The 15,168-nt window shown below is 45.4% G+C and carries 21 protein-coding genes, 1 tRNA gene and 1 riboswitch; of the genes, 15 read left to right on the top strand and 7 right to left on the bottom strand.

From position 1 onward, the window contains the following. Positions 1-27: 27 nt before the first annotated feature. From MHH60_RS11355 to MHH60_RS11345, 3 genes are read right to left on the bottom strand one after another with little or no spacing between them, the layout of a single operon-like run. Positions 28-2,361, bottom strand: coding sequence for a ribonucleoside-diphosphate reductase subunit alpha (locus tag MHH60_RS11355; RefSeq protein WP_036682582.1), 2,334 nt, complete (start codon positions 2,359-2,361; stop codon positions 28-30). Positions 2,362-2,416: 55 nt separating this feature from the next. Continuing rightward, entirely contained in the window at positions 2,417-2,932 is a 516-nt protein-coding gene (gene nrdG, locus MHH60_RS11350) for an anaerobic ribonucleoside-triphosphate reductase activating protein (RefSeq protein ID WP_076134890.1), read from the bottom strand. Further along, positions 2,929-4,914: an anaerobic ribonucleoside triphosphate reductase gene (locus MHH60_RS11345; protein WP_076134891.1), complete on the bottom strand. Its 1,986-nt coding sequence runs from the start codon at positions 4,912-4,914 to the stop codon at positions 2,929-2,931. Before MHH60_RS11345 ends, nrdG begins: the two co-directional genes overlap by 4 nt. 242 nt (positions 4,915-5,156) lie before the next feature. Then, a riboswitch (cobalamin riboswitch) is annotated at positions 5,157-5,391 on the bottom strand. 377 nt (positions 5,392-5,768) lie between these two features. On the opposite strand from MHH60_RS11345, the gene MHH60_RS11340 reads away from it, so the two are divergent. Then, positions 5,769-6,077 carry an MTH1187 family thiamine-binding protein gene (locus tag MHH60_RS11340; RefSeq protein WP_036682575.1) on the top strand — a complete coding sequence of 103 codons (309 nt, stop codon included), beginning with the start codon at positions 5,769-5,771 and terminating at the stop codon, positions 6,075-6,077. A gap of 93 nt (positions 6,078-6,170) precedes the next feature. Beyond that, positions 6,171-6,242, top strand: a tRNA-Thr gene (locus MHH60_RS11335). A gap of 93 nt (positions 6,243-6,335) precedes the next feature. Here MHH60_RS11335 and MHH60_RS11330 read toward each other — a convergent pair. The 4 genes from MHH60_RS11330 to MHH60_RS11315 form a co-directional block, all read right to left on the bottom strand. Next, positions 6,336-7,511, bottom strand: coding sequence for a site-specific integrase (locus MHH60_RS11330; protein ID WP_076139083.1), 1,176 nt, complete (start codon positions 7,509-7,511; stop codon positions 6,336-6,338). A 14-nt stretch (positions 7,512-7,525) separates the two neighbouring features. Further along, positions 7,526-8,407: an ImmA/IrrE family metallo-endopeptidase gene (locus MHH60_RS11325; RefSeq protein WP_076139082.1), complete on the bottom strand. Its 882-nt coding sequence runs from the start codon at positions 8,405-8,407 to the stop codon at positions 7,526-7,528. 90 nt (positions 8,408-8,497) lie between these two features. Beyond that, positions 8,498-8,863, bottom strand: coding sequence for a hypothetical protein (locus MHH60_RS11320; protein ID WP_076139084.1), 366 nt, complete (start codon positions 8,861-8,863; stop codon positions 8,498-8,500). 16 nt (positions 8,864-8,879) lie between these two features. Next, positions 8,880-9,233, bottom strand: a complete 354-nt coding sequence (locus MHH60_RS11315) for a helix-turn-helix domain-containing protein (protein ID WP_076139081.1) — start codon at positions 9,231-9,233, stop codon at positions 8,880-8,882. 166 nt (positions 9,234-9,399) lie between these two features. Here MHH60_RS11315 and MHH60_RS11310 point away from each other — a divergent pair, with 166 nt between their 5' ends. The 13 genes from MHH60_RS11310 to MHH60_RS11250 all read left to right on the top strand — a co-directional run. Then, complete coding sequence (locus MHH60_RS11310) at positions 9,400-9,651, top strand: helix-turn-helix transcriptional regulator (RefSeq protein WP_076139080.1); 252 nt, start codon at positions 9,400-9,402, stop codon at positions 9,649-9,651. Further along, a complete protein-coding gene (locus MHH60_RS11305; RefSeq protein ID WP_179088993.1) occupies positions 9,652-9,789 on the top strand; it encodes a hypothetical protein in 138 nt (45 codons plus the stop codon). A 109-nt stretch (positions 9,790-9,898) separates the two neighbouring features. Continuing rightward, entirely contained in the window at positions 9,899-10,063 is a 165-nt protein-coding gene (locus MHH60_RS11300; RefSeq protein WP_179088992.1) for a hypothetical protein, read from the top strand. A gap of 326 nt (positions 10,064-10,389) precedes the next feature. Next, the gene (locus MHH60_RS11295; protein ID WP_179088991.1) at positions 10,390-10,530 is read left to right on the top strand and encodes a hypothetical protein; all 141 of its coding nucleotides are present in this window, start codon (positions 10,390-10,392) and stop codon (positions 10,528-10,530) included. 12 nt (positions 10,531-10,542) lie between these two features. Beyond that, the gene (locus tag MHH60_RS11290) at positions 10,543-10,755 is read left to right on the top strand and encodes a hypothetical protein (protein WP_076139079.1); all 213 of its coding nucleotides are present in this window, start codon (positions 10,543-10,545) and stop codon (positions 10,753-10,755) included. 129 nt (positions 10,756-10,884) lie between these two features. Next, positions 10,885-11,400 carry a transcriptional regulator gene (locus MHH60_RS11285; protein WP_076139078.1) on the top strand — a complete coding sequence of 172 codons (516 nt, stop codon included), beginning with the start codon at positions 10,885-10,887 and terminating at the stop codon, positions 11,398-11,400. A gap of 9 nt (positions 11,401-11,409) precedes the next feature. Continuing rightward, positions 11,410-11,682: a hypothetical protein gene (locus tag MHH60_RS11280; RefSeq protein ID WP_076139077.1), complete on the top strand. Its 273-nt coding sequence runs from the start codon at positions 11,410-11,412 to the stop codon at positions 11,680-11,682. Further along, positions 11,679-11,951 carry a hypothetical protein gene (locus MHH60_RS11275; RefSeq protein WP_076139076.1) on the top strand — a complete coding sequence of 91 codons (273 nt, stop codon included), beginning with the start codon at positions 11,679-11,681 and terminating at the stop codon, positions 11,949-11,951. The genes MHH60_RS11280 and MHH60_RS11275 overlap by 4 nt, the downstream gene beginning before the upstream one ends. Before the next feature lies 1 nt (position 11,952). After that, positions 11,953-12,207, top strand: a complete 255-nt coding sequence (locus MHH60_RS11270; RefSeq protein ID WP_076139119.1) for an AbrB/MazE/SpoVT family DNA-binding domain-containing protein — start codon at positions 11,953-11,955, stop codon at positions 12,205-12,207. 196 nt (positions 12,208-12,403) lie between these two features. Then, positions 12,404-12,643 (top strand): hypothetical protein, encoded by a 240-nt coding sequence (locus MHH60_RS11265; protein WP_340888022.1) that lies wholly within the window; start codon positions 12,404-12,406, stop codon positions 12,641-12,643. Positions 12,644-12,742: 99 nt separating this feature from the next. Next, complete coding sequence (locus MHH60_RS11260) at positions 12,743-12,973, top strand: hypothetical protein (protein WP_076138548.1); 231 nt, start codon at positions 12,743-12,745, stop codon at positions 12,971-12,973. Then, on the top strand, positions 12,970-14,958 hold the full coding sequence (locus tag MHH60_RS11255) for an AAA family ATPase (RefSeq protein WP_076138549.1): 1,989 nt from the start codon (positions 12,970-12,972) through the stop codon (positions 14,956-14,958). The genes MHH60_RS11260 and MHH60_RS11255 overlap by 4 nt, the downstream gene beginning before the upstream one ends. After that, positions 14,959-15,168, top strand: a 210-nt coding sequence (locus tag MHH60_RS11250; protein WP_341161131.1) for a hypothetical protein, incomplete at its 3' end; no start/stop codon positions are given. It abuts the gene before it with no gap.

Here is a 15,168-nt window from a genome sequence, read left to right as displayed (position 1 = left end):
GTTTTTCTATTTAGGGCACTAAGATAATTAGCTAGCGCAAGATTCACACTCTTCTATAGTCAAAGCACGGCTACGCACATAATAAGTTGATTTCAAGCCGCCCTTCCAGGCATTCAGATGCAGTTCCAGGAACTCAGTAGCCTTGATGTCAGGACGGACATACAGGTTGAAGCTTTGGCCTTGATCGACGTGACGCTGGCGAGCAGAAGCCATGCGGATCGACCAGTTTTGGTCAATCGTAAATGCTGTCTTATAGTACCAGATCGTTTTGTCGGACAGATCCGGTGCTGGGTTAGCGATCTTATAAGTTGTTTTCTCTTCATAGGATAGCAGTTCATACAGCGGATCAATGCTGGCGGTGGAGCCGGCAATAATCGATGTAGATCCATTCGGCGCAATGGCGAACATCCAAGCATTACGCACGCCGTCCTTAGCTACTTCTTCTTGCAGCTCGCGCCATTGCTCGGTCGTTACATATTTACCTTCTTGCTCACCGCTAACATACCCGCGGGAAGTGAAGTATGCGCCAGTCTCCCAATCGGAGCCAGCAAACTTCGGATAACGGCCTTTTTCACGGGCAAGCTCCATGCTCGAACGAACCAACAGGTAGTTGATATGTTCATATAAATGATTGTTATATTCTACGGCTTCATCGGATTCCCAACGAATGCCCTTGAGTGCCAATAGGTGATGCAGGCCGAATGTGCCGAGACCTACTGCGCGGTACTGGCTGTTCGTGTATTGTGCCTGCAGAACTTCAATATTATTAATATCGATTACGTTATCAAGCATACGAACTTGGATCGGAACAAGTCTTTCTAATACGCCAGCTGGAATCGCCCGTGCCAAGTGAATCGAATTCAGGTTGCAGACTACGAAGTCGCCAGGGATTTTGGAAATAACGATCCGGGTCTGGCCATCTTTAGTTACTAATTCTTCTTGCTCAATAACTGTTGCAGACTGATTCTGCATAATTTCTGTACACAGGTTCGAGGAGAAAACCATACCTTGATGACGGTTTGGGTTGGTCCGGTTCACGGTATCGCGGTAGAACATGTATGGTGTACCTGTTTCTAGCTGTGATTTCATAATCCGTTTCATGATGTCGATCGCAGGAACAGTGATCCGGGATAATTCCAGGTTCGCTGTAGCTTCAGCATATTTTTCACGGAAAGTACCTTTGCCAAGCTCTTCATCGTAGAAGTCTTCCAATCCTAGTGGACGGCCATTTTTATCTGTCCAGCCCATGACCTTTTTCACTTCATGAGGGCAGAAGAGGTTCCAATGGCTGCGCGATTCTACAGCTTCCATGAACAGGTCAGGCAGGGAGACGCCATGGAACACGTCATGTGCACGCATACGCTCGTCACCGTTGTTCAGCTTAAGATCGAGGAAAGCGAGAATATCTTTATGGAATACATCAAGATAAACAGCTACAGCACCTTTACGTGTGCCCAGCTGGTCTACGCTGACTGCTGTATTATTCAACTGGCGAATCCAAGGGATTACGCCGGAGCTTGTGTTCTTGTGGCCACGGATATCCGAACCACGTGCCCGTACTTTTCCAAGGTAAACGCCGATGCCGCCGCCCATTTTGCTTAGACGTGCTACGTCTGTATTGGAGTCAAAGATACCCTCTAGGGAATCGTCTACAGTATCAATAAAGCAGCTGGATAGCTGTCCAGCGACCTTTTTGCCGGCATTGGACATTGTAGGTGTAGCAGCAGTCATGTAGATGTTGCTCATAGCCCAATAAGCTTCTTTTACAAGCTCAAGACGTTTCTCAGCTGGTTCACGATGCATCAGGTACATAGCAATAATCATATAACGTTCTTGTGGAAGCTCCATCACACGGCCGTCAAAATCATGCGCCAAATAACGATCGGATAGCGTAAGCAGACCGATATAGTCAAACAAAAGGTCGCGTGTATAATCGATACACCCACCTAGTTCGATAATTTGTTCTTTGGTGTAATGGCTTAGAAGTTCTTCGCGATAGATTCCTTTTTTCACGAGATCCGTAATTAGTGGATACAATTCACCGTAAGGCTCTTCTGGATAAGCTTTGTAGCGGCGATGAACGGCAGCTTTTTTATAAAGGGTTGTCAGAAGGGCGCGGGCAGCTGCGAACTTCCAGGTAGGCTCTTCTTTTGTTACAAGCTCTAGAGCGCTCATGGTGAAGGCGTTGCTGATTTCTTCTCCGCTTACCGAGTCACGACGCAGTTTTGAATTCACTCCACGCAGCAAAGTTTCTTTATTTAGTTGATCGAGACCTTCCAGAATACGGTCAGCGTAGACGGAAAGACGGTTCTCATCAAAAGCCAGTTGGCGATTATCCGGTTTTACTACGAATTGCGGCATGGTTAGTTCATCCCTTCTTATTTCAAGTTAATTTTCAATATCAAAAATTGATATATTATAGCGCAGCAGGCTGCCACAGAAAGACCTCCGAGCCGTTCATGCTGGCCGGAATGTCGATAATGCGTTGGTTGGAGCTTCCCCGGTAGAGAAGCGTAGTATCTTTCAGTTCTTCTACAAATCTTCCATCTATTAACACCTGACACTGCTTAAGTAGATTCCACTCCGGCGTACCGGGAAGGGCTGTAAGTTCTTCGTACGTATAACCACTGTAAATCCAGATTGAGAAACCTGGCAGTGCAGCGCGAAGCTCATGAATGAACCCCAACAACTCTTCTGCTGAGAAAAAAGGATCGCCGCCTGCCAGTGTCAGACCATCCAGCAAAGGGTTAGCGGCGATTTCTGCAATGATTTCATGTTGTCGTTCTAAGGTGAAGACTTCCCCATATTTAAAGTTCCATGTCTCGGGATTAAAACATCCCGGGCAACGATGACGGCAGCCGCTGAGAAAGAGGACGGCCCGCATGCCCTCTCCCTCGTTAATCGACTCCGGATAGTAACCGCAAATATTCATAGATGCTTAACGCGATCCCGTACTTCAGCTTGTTTGGCGGCATTAAAGCGGGTCTGATAGTCGCCAGTTAAATAACCTGTAACTCTGCGCAAACGGCGGATGTGCACGTCATTCTCATGTGCGTTGCAGGAAGGACAGTTTGTCCCAATTACGCCTTCGTATCCACAGCTGGAGCAGCGGTCAATCGGATGGTTAATGCTGAAATAGCTAACCTGTTGTTCGAGCGCGTATTTAATGATTTTGATAAAAGCCGATGGGTTGTTGCGGGCATTGCCGTTTAATTCGACATAAGAAATAGCCCCGGCATTGCAATATTCATGGAAAGGAGCTTCCAAGCTGATCTTCTGAGCAGCACCCAGATCGAAGTATACAGGGATGTGAAAAGAGTTCGTATAGTATTCACGGTCGGTTACGCCCGGAATGGAACCCAGTACCTTGCGATCAACTTTTGTGAATTTACCGGACAAACCTTCTGCTGGCGTTGCGAACAGAGTGATGTTGAGATCCAGTTCCTCACTTTTCCGATCGCAATAGTCCCGCATATGACGCACAATAGCCAGCCCCTTGGCATGAACTTCCATATCCTCGCCATGGTGTTTGCCGTACATAGCTTTCATACATTCCGCCATACCGATAAAGCCAAGAGACAGACTGCCATGCTTCAGCAGATCGCCTACAGTGTCATCAGGTGCAAGATGTTCGCCGCCTTCCCAGACGCCTTCTCGCATCATGAAATCGGAAGCTTTAGCTTTTTGTGCGGTTTGGATGTGGAAGCGATGAAGAAGTCCTTCCAGCGCAATATCCATATAATGATTTAGATCTTCATAGAAGCCAGCTTCGTCTGCGACGGTACGTCTGCCTGTTACTGTGCCGTGTGCCAGACCTAGCCGAACCAGATTCAGTGTATTAAAGGAAAGGTTGCCCTTTCCAGAGCAATGATTACGCCCAAAACGGTCACCGAGCACTCGGGTTCGGCAGCCCATTGTAGCGAACTCCGTATCAGGATCACTTGGATCATAATACTGCAAGTTGAGCGGAGCGTCCAGATTAGCGAAGTTTGGATATAGTCTGCGCGCAGAACATTCAGCTGCTTTTAGGAACAGTTCATAGTTAGGATCGCCTTGCTGTTGATTGATTCCTTGCTTGCATTTGAAGATTTGAATCGGGAACACTGGTGTTTCTCCGCTGCCAAGTCCGTTCATAGTTGCGGTTAGCAGAGAACTGATCACAAGCTGACCTTCTGGTGTAGTACAAGTACCGTAGTTGATGCTGGTAAACGGTATTTGTCCACCGGATCGGCTGGACATGGTATTCAGATTATGTACCATACTTTCAGCCGCTTGCAGGGTTTCGATTTCGGTTTCCTTTAGTGCAAAACGGAACGCTCTTGGATATAACTCCGCCAGATCGGTCCGGCTCATCGTAATCTCGCCCAAAGATTCATCAGCTTGTCCCTCTTCAAAATAATCCAGACCCTTGCGGAACAGCTTGGCGAAGGATTTGGTTACATAAGGTGCCAGATCGTAGTCGAGTTTATTGGCGGATACACCACCATATTGAGCATTTTGCTGGGATTGGAAAATAATCGCTACCAGAGACATAGCTGTCATTATTGAGTTCGGAGGACGAACGCTGCCGTTGCCGGTATTGAAACCTTCACGGAGAAGTTTATCAAACGGGATAAAAATACAGTTCGTCGTTCCAATCGCGTATTGATCCAGATCATGCACATAGACGACATTGTCGTCAATAGCCTGCACTAGCTGTGGCGGCATCGTAAAATTGCGGGCGTACCATTTTGAATATTCACTGCCGAACTTGCTCATTTTACCGGAGAAACTCTCTCCATTCAAATTGGCATTCTCGCGCAATAGGTCCATATCCCGACTGTCGATAATATCCCGGCCTAAATCAATGAGCTCTTCTAAAAGAACTTCCCGTGCATTTTCTACTCCATTAAATTGTCTCTCCAACAACGTCATTGTACAGCTCTCCTCTCAGTATAAAAGAAAAACATTTATCATCAAATCCATATATCCATAAGAAGTTGGACCGCCATAAGCAGCCGTATATTTGTTCTGATTACATAAAAAAAGCATCCCCTACCCGAGGATGGCAGAAAATGCCCGATGCGTTATGTAAATATCCACACGGATATTTGCAGTGGTCTCTACGTAGATGACCGCATGCGGACACCATCCCTGTTCCTCGCAGGCATCAATAGTTGGTGTCGTCGAAACAGGTAGGTCTCCTGGCTTCCGTGGGATCTCTCGGCGCCTTCCCAAGGGTGTTCCTAACCCTCAGTGGCATCTGCCGGGAGATGTGGATTCTCAAGCTTCCCAGAAGCTTAAGAAGGCCATCCGGTTACAGTGGCGGGACCGCAGCGGATTCTCACCGCGCTTCCCTATTAAGCTCTAAATCCGGTTAAGGATCAAAGCGCCTGTCTCCACTATATTTTGTTGTCGTTAGATAAAAATAACCCAAGATGTTGTGTTTGTAAACAGTTTTTTAGAAAACCCGCGCGGGGAGCGGGTTCTTTAAAAGTACTCCACAAATGATCCACAGGCTGTCCATAAGTAATCCACAATTGATCCACAGGGAGATGCGAAATGATTCATAAATTGTCCGAAAAGATGCCACAAAGAGTCCATAAATATAGTGCAGATGACCCTAGAATTTGCGCATGAGAAAATACCTTAGCTCAAAGTCATATTTTGGAGTAATCAGAAGAAATAGAAGAGATAAGGGAGGATAATCTTGCTTAGTTTGTGACAGAGCGGTGGAATTGTTACAATGGAAGGAGACAGGTACTATAAAATTTCGAGGAGGTATTCTCATGCCTATTGCTGAAGTTACAGTTATTCCGATTGGAACAGGCAGTACCAGTCTTAGCAGTTATGTTGCGGATATGCAGCGGGTGCTGAAGACAGTAGAAGGGATTACATATGAACTTACGTCCATGGGGACGATCATCGAAGGGCCTCTGCAACGTATTTTTGCCGCGGTAGAAGCTTTGCATGAGTCTCCTTTTGCCGCAGGTGCAGAACGTGTCTCTACCTCACTTAAAATAGACGACCGCCGCGATAAACCCTCCACTAGCCGTGGAAAGTTAGAGTCTGTGGAGCGTAAGCTACAGGTGGATTAGCAGTTTAGGAGGGCGGAAAACAGGGAGAAATAGGCTTGCGTTTCTGGCTAAAAGTTGTATAATATTTTTTGTTTGACAGAAAAACAGCATTAAGCTGGTGTAGCTCAGGGGTAGAGCAACGCACTCGTAATGCGTAGGCCGGGGGTTCAATTCCCTTCACCAGCATCCTCAAGAATTCGACAACGGCGCGGGTTCCCGGTTATTTGGGACCGCGCTGTTTTTTATTAAAGACCCTGACTTCTAACATTCTTCTAACCTTTAGTCGAGTAAAGTGGGTGTTACGTCAATTTTCTCTACTTCTTTTCGGGTTCCAAGGATGGAATCGCCGATCCCCCGGAGTACTGCTTCCTGCAGATTGGGGAGAACATGTGAATAAGTATCCAGGGTGATATTTATTGATGAATGGCCTAATCTTTCCTGGACTATTTTCGGATGTACCCCCGCTTTAAGGAGTAAGGTGGCATGAGTGTGACGGAGATCATGGAAGCGGATTTTAGGGAATGTAGGGTGTTCCTTTCGTATCTGATTGAGTATCCGGTAAAAGTGTCTCATCAGTAGACGAGGACCGACTGGAGTTCCGACGCTTGTCTGAACGACGAGACCAGAATCCTTGTAAAACTCGTTAGTTGCAATTTCTTTGACACGAATTTCTTTTTGGCTTGTCAGTAGGCGCACCGTATCCTCGAATAAGGCAATAGGACGGTCACTACCGTCACTCTTAGTGTCGTCCAGCGAATAACCATCCTCATCCAGCGTGTATGCAGTGCGAACGGATATAGTTTTAGTTTTCAAGTCAGTATCTTTCCAACCTACACCGAGGATTTCGCTCTGACGCATGCCAGTTGATGTTGCAAGCTCAAAGGCAACGTAATACTGATCATCCAGGGCAGCGTCCAAAAATATTTTTAGCTGGTGCTCATCCAATACCTCGAATTTCATCTTTTTTCCTTGCGGCAGCGTTACGGTTGATGCCGCATTCATGTTTATTTCCCCCCAGGTAACCGCTCGATTAAGTGCATCCATGATAATGACATGCGCCTTTCTGATCGAGCCAACCGCAAGTGTTTTTAAAAGCGTTTTGTGGTAAAAATCATGAAAATCTTGGGGTTTGAGTTTTGCTAACTTTTTCTTCCCTAAATTCGGAATGATGTGTCTACGAATTAACCAGTTATAGGACGCCCAGGTGCCATATTTCACAGAAGTCTTCTTATCTTCTAACCAAGACTCCATTAATTCCCCGAACGTTTTTTTCGATGGTTCAACAAGTGTTCCATTCTGCAGTTTAGAGAGGATTTCAGGCATTGCATTCTCTGCGTCTCTTTTCTTATCCCAGCCAGAAATCCATTTCTGATTACGTTTCCCTCCGTTGTCTTCTTTGTCAAAATCCACAACGATATAGTATCTTTTTCCTTTTTTTGCAACATGTCCTCTCAAATAAACCCTCCTTCCTAGAAATTTATAGCGTCATCGATAGCTTCCAGCGGTAGTATCAGCCGTGTCACATCTTGGCCATGTCGCCAAGCAACACGGGATAAATTAATCGTCACATATTCAGATTGATTTGGTGGCACAGAGAGATCTCCAGGCTGTACAGTGGCATCATATCGAGTTCGATAAAAGGACTGACTAAGAAGTTTATAATTTCGCTCAACGTTGAGATGAAGCGGCTTATTCCAATCGAATCCTAGCCGTTGCTCAATGACTAAGGCATGAGGTCGGGAGAAGTCGTCTAGTCCGTACAATGAATGTATACGGGGCTGTTGGAGGTATATCAGGTCTAAATCAGAGGCTTCATTAACCGTTAATTCGTAGTTTGATTTAGTGGTCCCGCCATATGTAAAAGTAGATATAAATTCTGAATTGGATATTCGATCTTCAACTTGTTTAAAGCGAAGTTCAACGAAATCCGGAAAACATTGATAATCGCTAACCAGTAAACTAATTAATTCACTTCTGTTCACGGGTAATTTAATCTGCTCAAGCATAAAAAACGGAATCGCTGCGTATAGAGCAAATCGATTTGCATCATTCTCTTGTGCTTCGCGAAACAAATCTGGCATCCAACGTTGATCACCAGAGTGGCGGATAACATGGCATAGTTCATGAAAGAATGCCTTCCTCTGTTCTGTTTGTTCATAACGTCTGTCTATAAAAATTACTTTGTCATCGTTATCGCTAAAGGAGTTGTTGTCGTAATAAACGATGTCTACACCGAAGATCATTGCGATTCTGTCTATATCAAGATCTTGTGGTATGAGTACACCATTAGTCCGGTATTGTTCCTCGATCCATTGTTCAAGAGGAGTTTTAATGTAGTTGGAAAAATTCATGTGATAACCTCCGATTTACGCACATATGTTCTGTTTTTTTGTGAAAAGAAAAGCCATTGCTGGCTTGAAATAATTAGTTTTGCTAAGAAATTAATTGTCTTCCATCCATTGATTAGCCCAGATATGATAGCCTCCAGATATCAATAAACTAATAATCGTAAGGACAACAGAAGTACCTAAATTATCAAACCATGACCCTATTATCCAACCAACAGCCCCACATCCAACTGTTAATATGATTAACAAAACGAATCTAGCTTTTTTATTAACAGCAAGCAGAATTGAACCGAGTAAAATCCCTCCAAAAACCCACCATGAAGAAAAATAGAAACCAGCTACCACAGAAATGATTAAAATTTCTGCAAAGAACCAATTTGCTCCTTGCTCACTTTGCTTAGCTTGATTAACTCCTTTTCTAATTTCATTTTGCACGCAATCACCTGTACTTTTCTCCATCGGCTGGAGTATTTGCTTATAATTTCTGATTTGATTGCTCAGACGCACGCTTTTTCATCTCTCGGTAACGCAAGAGTGCTGCTTCCATTTCTTCAATCTCATCAGGTGTGTAATTATCTGGTCCGCCATAAAATGACATGTTAGTTTCTTTGCGAACAGGTGACGGAGCGTTTGTTCTTCCAAGAAGATAGTCTACTGATGTATCAAGAGCATCGGCAATATTTTTCAAAGCATCTGGATCAGGCTTTCTATCATCAGTTTCATAACGAGACAACTGGACGATCGTGAGTCCACAGAGTTTTGCCATGTCTTTTTGCTTGATGTTTTTCTTTTCTCTAAGATTTTTTATTCTTCCGCCAAGAGTAAGCATAGAAACTCCTTTCTAAAAAAGATAGTGTGACATGTCAATAATATCATTACCATATTGGTAAATAAATAGATTTGCCATAATGGTAAAAATACTGTTGACATTACCGAAATGGTAATTTATAATCAAATCAATAATTACCGAATCGGTAACTTTTGGGGGTGGTGAAGTGAAGAAAGTAGATTTAGAAAAAATAAAAGTTCTGAGGAAAAATGCAGGGTTATCGTTAGAAGAAATGGCTGTCCAATTAGGTTATGAAAGTGCAAATGGCTACTATTATTTAGAAATTGGTCGTGGAAAATTTCCTGCAGAAACACTTGCTAAAGTTGCCCAGATTTTTGGAGTCACAATAGAGGAACTTTTTTTTGAGGAAAAAATTACCGATTCGGTAATTTTGGGTGAAGAGAGGGAGGTGATCTAATTGGAAAAAAATTATGCCAAGGAGGTTAAGGAAACTGAAGATTTTTTTGAGGTACTGAAACTGCTGAAAGAAGGCTGGCTACTGAACCAGACAGCCAGCCAAGGAGATAGGTACAAGTTCCTTATGATCAGGGTTTAAATGGAACGATCTTGTTATCTTTTTCTTCTTGATACTTAACAATTTGATCATCAAGATCCTCAGTGAAAGAGGTGATCTTACTGAAAAAATATACCAAGGAGGTGATGGGATGGACGAACAACAATATCTCGCGCAAGTAAAGGAGATCAAGGAAGTAACCAGTCTCCGTGAAGTCGATTATTACAAGGAAAGAGGCTGGATGCTTCTGCATCAAACATCCAGCAGGTATGTCATAGGTCAAATTCCGAACGATGTTGGTCTGCAACATAACTGAATCCACTGTGAGGGAAGCCTAGGACATAGCTCAAGGTTTCTCCTGTGACACGAACATTGTTTTCATCTACTGGGTGACTAGTGACAGTAGTGTAAATTTTGAGAAGCACCCATCCCTTAGATAGCATGTCGTTCAGTTCTTTAATTATAGAGTCCCTACTATCGCTTATTTGAAAATGAGATGTTCGCAATTCTTTAATTTTACACAGAGATTGGAGTTCAAAAGGTGGCACTACATTCACCTCCTTTCCTGAAAAATTTGGTCAGTCTGGACAACAACCATTTTAGCAGAAAGAGGAAATTTATTCAGCGAAGGAGGCAACTCACATGGAAGCTCAGGATATCAGCGAAATTAAAGAAACGCGTAAAGCGGAGGAAGCAACAAGATTGATTAATGATGGCTGGATACTCGATTACCGTGAACATGGTCAAGGATATTCGCGTTATGTACTTATCAAAGTTAAGTAAGGAGAGATATGGATGAATCAAACTGGAGCTCCATTCTCTGAAACAGATATACTCACGATTCCAGAACTGGCAAGACGCCTGAAAATGGACAAGAACAGAACTTACGACATTGTCTCCGTTAAGGGTTGCCCGCTTTATGATATCGGCGGAGAACGAGGTAAACGGATCATCTGGGGAGATTTTCTCTATTGGTTCAGGAAAAACTTCAAGGATTCCGGAGAATGAGGAAACCCGCCGAGCTGTACCGGCAACGGCGGGTGGGGGAATCGGCAAGGGGATTTGCTTAACAACATCATACATCAGGCCTCTGTCCGATAGCATCCTACTAAATTGGACAAATGAGGTGAAACCAGATTGGCAATTGGACATTTTCCTGATGCGCTCAAGGATGTCATACAGCGTAAGGGAGACACTTTAGCAAATGCTGGACGAGCTGCTCACGTTGATGGCTCTCAGATAGGAAAAATCGTTAAAGGAACACGTAAAGCTTCCGAGCCGGTCATGAGAGCGGCGGTTGAACATTACGATGATAGTCAGCTTTTCCTGGCTGCGGCGGCGGAAGTCACCGGTGGTGCTTCTGCCCCTTGGCTGGATAATGTGGACTTACATCGAGCCAGCGTGTTATTCAAAACGCTCGAGGAGATGAGGGAAGTGCTAGATGCTTCTGGACATGCTCCAATAAGCAAAACGAATGATCAGATCAATGATATCGAACGTCTGCAGATCAAGCGACTGCTTATGGAGACGGTAGAGGCAATCACAGCGCTGACCCATCTGGCTGCCGTGCTATGTAAAGAGTATTCCTTTAGCTGGCTAGGCACTTGGAAAGAGCATCGAGCTGAGCTGAAAGCTAAAAAATATTTGAAATGAGGTTTTGTTATGGAAAGAGAACGATTGGTTGCTGAGGCAAGGGAAGCAGGACATCATGCAGCTCATAATCTGCAGATGATCCAGAGAAATCCAGATATTATGTTGCCGGAAAAGATCGAGGATGCAGAGGGATATCTGAACAGCATGATTCGTTTTGCGGAAATGGAAATGAAAAATGACCGCCGGTCAGGGCAGTCACTTGGTTTGAAATCTCGGTTAGAGAATCTCTTGTTGTCTATTTTAATCCCGAAGCGCGAAAAGCGCAAGGAGGGGGCAGCTTGACGGAGCAGCAGATTAGAAGTTTCGGCCAGGCCCTGGCTGAACGCTTTAAACAGGTGAGCGATGAAAGGGCAGCTGCTGAAAGGCGGTTCCGCAAAACGTTTTACTCTCCAGCATCAACCCGCTTTGAAGTTCTGGAGTTAGAGCGTAAACGGGATATTGCCCAAGCTACTTATGATACATGGGACGAGATTACCACTAATCTTCCCTCTGAAATTCAAACCGCTTTTAAAGAACACTACCAAAAAATAAATCCTATGGAGGCTAAATAATATGAAATCTACTGGAATTGTACGCAAAATTGACGAGCTTGGACGGATCGTTATACCGATTGAACTGCGCAGAACTATGAATCTGGAAATCAAAGACCCTGTGGAGATCTTCGTGGACGACGAGAAAATCATCTTCCGAAAATATGCACCGGGATGTGCGATTACAGGCAGTCAGGAAGATTTGGTCCCATTCGAGGGGAAGCTGTACAGCCGCGCAATTATTCAGCAAATGGCAGCAGCAGTAGGAATTAAATAGGACAAGCAAGGGCTTCGGCCCCTGTCTTGGAGTATCGGAGCTTAGAAGTAACCTTCCTCCCTCCGGTATTCCAAGATGCGGCTGACGCATCCAAGGTGGTGGCGGATCACATAGGTCAAGGGAGCTGAAAAGGCCGTCTTTATTGGTGCAGTTATTCCCTCGCCCACCTTGCAAATACATAGAAAGGAGAAAGCTCATGCAAATCATTCAAAAGTTAACAGTGGTTAGTAATCCTACACGAGTATTTGAAGTTGGAACCGAGATTGATAGCAGTGAAGTAATTGAGATTAAGCAGGTTGGTTCTGAGTATGAGGACCATGTCCATTCTGAGTATGTCGTTCTGGACGAAGATGGCCACATGATAGCCAGTGTCGAGAACGCTCCTGTAATCGTGGAATATCGTCAGATCGTTGAGCATGAAGAAAACGAAAAATAGCCCACAGGCATGGGCTATCACTGTTCTTTGATAACTAAATTATTCACTTGCCCTCATCTTAGCAGGTGAGGGCGCATTACACAAGAGGGAGTGGTTGGCATGGGTATGGCAACATCTTTTGACCCAAACGGGAAACCAGTCGAAATCAGTATCGTACCTAGAAACCCTTCATGCCCTGCAGTAATTAGCTTACGGACTGAAGGGTATTCTGTTCAGCTCCATTTGCCAGATGAAATTATTGCGGAGCTGGCTTATATGGTCAATACACACATCGACAATATCAAATACCCTCAGTTGGTACCGCAGGCTGAGAAGGAGGAAATCGCTTGAAGCGTATTGTTCTGGAGCGCTTGACGCTACGTAATTTTAAAGGGATTAAGGAATTCAATGTTCCGGCTGATGGCCGGGACATTGACATTTTTGGTGATAATGCCACAGGAAAGACCACGATATTCGATGGTTTCCTTTGGCTGCTGTTCGGCAAAGACAGTGAGAATCGCACAGAACAGAAATTCGAAATCAAAGAGCTGAACATTGTCGGTATGGTTCAACAGCACAAGCTGGAGCATGAAATTGAAGGCTCTCTCCTGGTAGATGGCCACCGCCGGATTTTTCGTCGGGTATTCGCCGAGAAGTGGACAAAGAAGCGTGGCGCACCGGTTGAGAGCTTCGAGGGCCACACTACTACTTATTATGTTGACGGCGTCCCACTCAGCATGCGGAAGTTCCAGACTGAGGTCGATTCCATCATCAAGGAAGATTTGTTCAGGCTGCTAACCAGCCCTTCATATTTCAATGAAGTGTTGAAGAAAGAGGATCGACGCAAGGTGCTGTTGGAGGTTTCTGGTGATCTGACGGATGCCGAGGTCATTCATAGTAATGAGGAGCTGGCTGAGCTTCCTACAATCTTGGCTGGTCGTGAAATGGAGGATCATAAGAAAGTCATCATCGCTCGAAGCACCGCTATTAACAAGGAAATTAAGGAGCTGCCAGTCCGTATCAACGAGGTTAAGCGGCAGATGCCGGATGTGGCCGAACTGGAAGAAGAGTTTATAAAGGAAGATGTTGCCCTTTTGCGTAGTCGAATCGAGTCCCGAGAGGCAGAGGTGTCTCGCATTCTCTCCGGCGGCGAGGTTTCTGTGAAGGAGAAGCGGCTGCGCGAGCTTGAGGCAGAGCAGATCGGAATCAAATCCCGGCTGGAATCATCAGTGCTGAATATGGTGACCGAGAAGCGGAATGCAGTCAACTTGAAACATTCGAAGCTCGACCAGTACCACCGGAGCATCGAAGACAAGCAGCAGCGGATTAGACAGAATGAACGTCTGGCTGCTGGGCGCCGTCAGGAAGCCGACAGGCTCAGAGCGGATTTTGCTGCTCTGAAAGAAGAGGTCTTCGAGCATCATCATGATGCAAATTGCCCGACTTGCGGACAGGCTCTTCCGGAGGAGCAGATCAAGGCGACGCATGAAAAGGCGGAAGCAGATTTCAATCTACGCCTGGCAGAGCGGAAAGCCCGCATTAATACAGATGGGAAGGCTGCTGTTGCAGAAGCTGAAAAATTTGATCAGGAAGTCAAACGGCTTCAGGTCGATATTGACGAGCTGAATAACACTTTGGCCACCTTGCAGGCGGAGATCAGCGGAGCAGAAGCTGAATTGGCTGAGCTGCGAGCGGGCGTCAAGGACCCAGCAGCAGATCCGGAGTATGCCGGCAAGATTGCCGAAGCAACCCAGCTTCAGCAGGAAATCGTAACTTTGCGGCAATCTAGCCAATCGGCGGCTGCAAGTGTCCGGGAAGAGATTAGCCAACTGCGGAGGGAAGTCGAGGATATGGAACGGGACCTGGCTAAATTCGACGGTGTTAAGCGCGGGCAGCAACGTGTCGCCGAGTTGGAGCAGCAGGAGAGAAGTTTGGCCGGTGAATATGAGCGGCTGCAGCACGAACTGTTCCTTTGTGAAGAGTTCACCCGTACCAAAGTCAACCTGCTCGATGCCAAGATCAACAGCAAGTTCAAGCTGGCGCGGTTCAGACTCTTCGAAGAGCAGGTCAACGGCGGGCTGAAGGAAGTCTGCGACACTCTATACAAGGGCGTTCCGTATGAAGGCGGGCTGAATAACGCCGCACGAATCAATGTCGGCTTGGACATTATTAATACACTCAGCAAGCATTACAGAGTTTCAGCTCCGATCTTTGTCGATAACGCTGAGGCGGTCACTAAGTTAATCAGTACTGATGCTCAGGTGATCCGACTGGTTGTAAGTGAAGCAGATAAGAAGCTGCGCATTGAAACGGCAGCTGTGCAGGAGGCGATGTGAATGCATGACATTCAGGCAAGTATTAAAGCACAGGCGAAGTATTGTGAGGAGCATGAAGCTCCTCATTTCGCGCCAAAGACTGGCCGCTGCTGGTCTTGTAATCAAAATATTTATGCACCTGGTCACCATGTATGGAAAGGGAAATTCGATGGACGTGAGTCCGCTGGGATTTCTGTTGAAAAAGCAGGTCAGGAGCTTGTTACTGGATGC

Source organism: Paenibacillus sp. FSL H7-0716, assembly GCF_038002705.1.
GTDB classification, from domain to species: domain Bacteria; phylum Bacillota; class Bacilli; order Paenibacillales; family Paenibacillaceae; genus Paenibacillus_AQ; species Paenibacillus_AQ odorifer.
Note: the sequence above shows the minus strand (reverse complement) of the source record. Positions and strands in the feature narration are given on the sequence as shown.

What these genes read in the sequence shown, in the direction of transcription:
- MHH60_RS11345 (WP_076134891.1), bottom strand. Translation starts at nt 4,914, where the DNA reads ATGACGTTGTTGGAGAGACAATTTAATGGAGTAGAAAATGCACGGGAA.
- MHH60_RS11260 (WP_076138548.1), top strand. Translation starts at nt 12,743, where the DNA reads ATGGGTATGGCAACATCTTTTGACCCAAACGGGAAACCAGTCGAAATC.
- MHH60_RS11280 (WP_076139077.1), top strand. Translation starts at nt 11,410, where the DNA reads ATGGAAAGAGAACGATTGGTTGCTGAGGCAAGGGAAGCAGGACATCAT.
- MHH60_RS11355 (WP_036682582.1), bottom strand. Translation starts at nt 2,361, where the DNA reads ATGCCGCAATTCGTAGTAAAACCGGATAATCGCCAACTGGCTTTTGAT.
- MHH60_RS11340 (WP_036682575.1), top strand. Translation starts at nt 5,769, where the DNA reads ATGCCTATTGCTGAAGTTACAGTTATTCCGATTGGAACAGGCAGTACC.
- nrdG (WP_076134890.1), bottom strand. Translation starts at nt 2,932, where the DNA reads ATGAATATTTGCGGTTACTATCCGGAGTCGATTAACGAGGGAGAGGGC.
- MHH60_RS11315 (WP_076139081.1), bottom strand. Translation starts at nt 9,233, where the DNA reads ATGCTTACTCTTGGCGGAAGAATAAAAAATCTTAGAGAAAAGAAAAAC.
- MHH60_RS11300 (WP_179088992.1), top strand. Translation starts at nt 9,899, where the DNA reads ATGGACGAACAACAATATCTCGCGCAAGTAAAGGAGATCAAGGAAGTA.
- MHH60_RS11290 (WP_076139079.1), top strand. Translation starts at nt 10,543, where the DNA reads ATGAATCAAACTGGAGCTCCATTCTCTGAAACAGATATACTCACGATT.
- MHH60_RS11295 (WP_179088991.1), top strand. Translation starts at nt 10,390, where the DNA reads ATGGAAGCTCAGGATATCAGCGAAATTAAAGAAACGCGTAAAGCGGAG.
- MHH60_RS11270 (WP_076139119.1), top strand. Translation starts at nt 11,953, where the DNA reads ATGAAATCTACTGGAATTGTACGCAAAATTGACGAGCTTGGACGGATC.
- MHH60_RS11265 (WP_340888022.1), top strand. Translation starts at nt 12,404, where the DNA reads ATGCAAATCATTCAAAAGTTAACAGTGGTTAGTAATCCTACACGAGTA.
- MHH60_RS11320 (WP_076139084.1), bottom strand. Translation starts at nt 8,863, where the DNA reads ATGGAGAAAAGTACAGGTGATTGCGTGCAAAATGAAATTAGAAAAGGA.
- MHH60_RS11325 (WP_076139082.1), bottom strand. Translation starts at nt 8,407, where the DNA reads ATGAATTTTTCCAACTACATTAAAACTCCTCTTGAACAATGGATCGAG.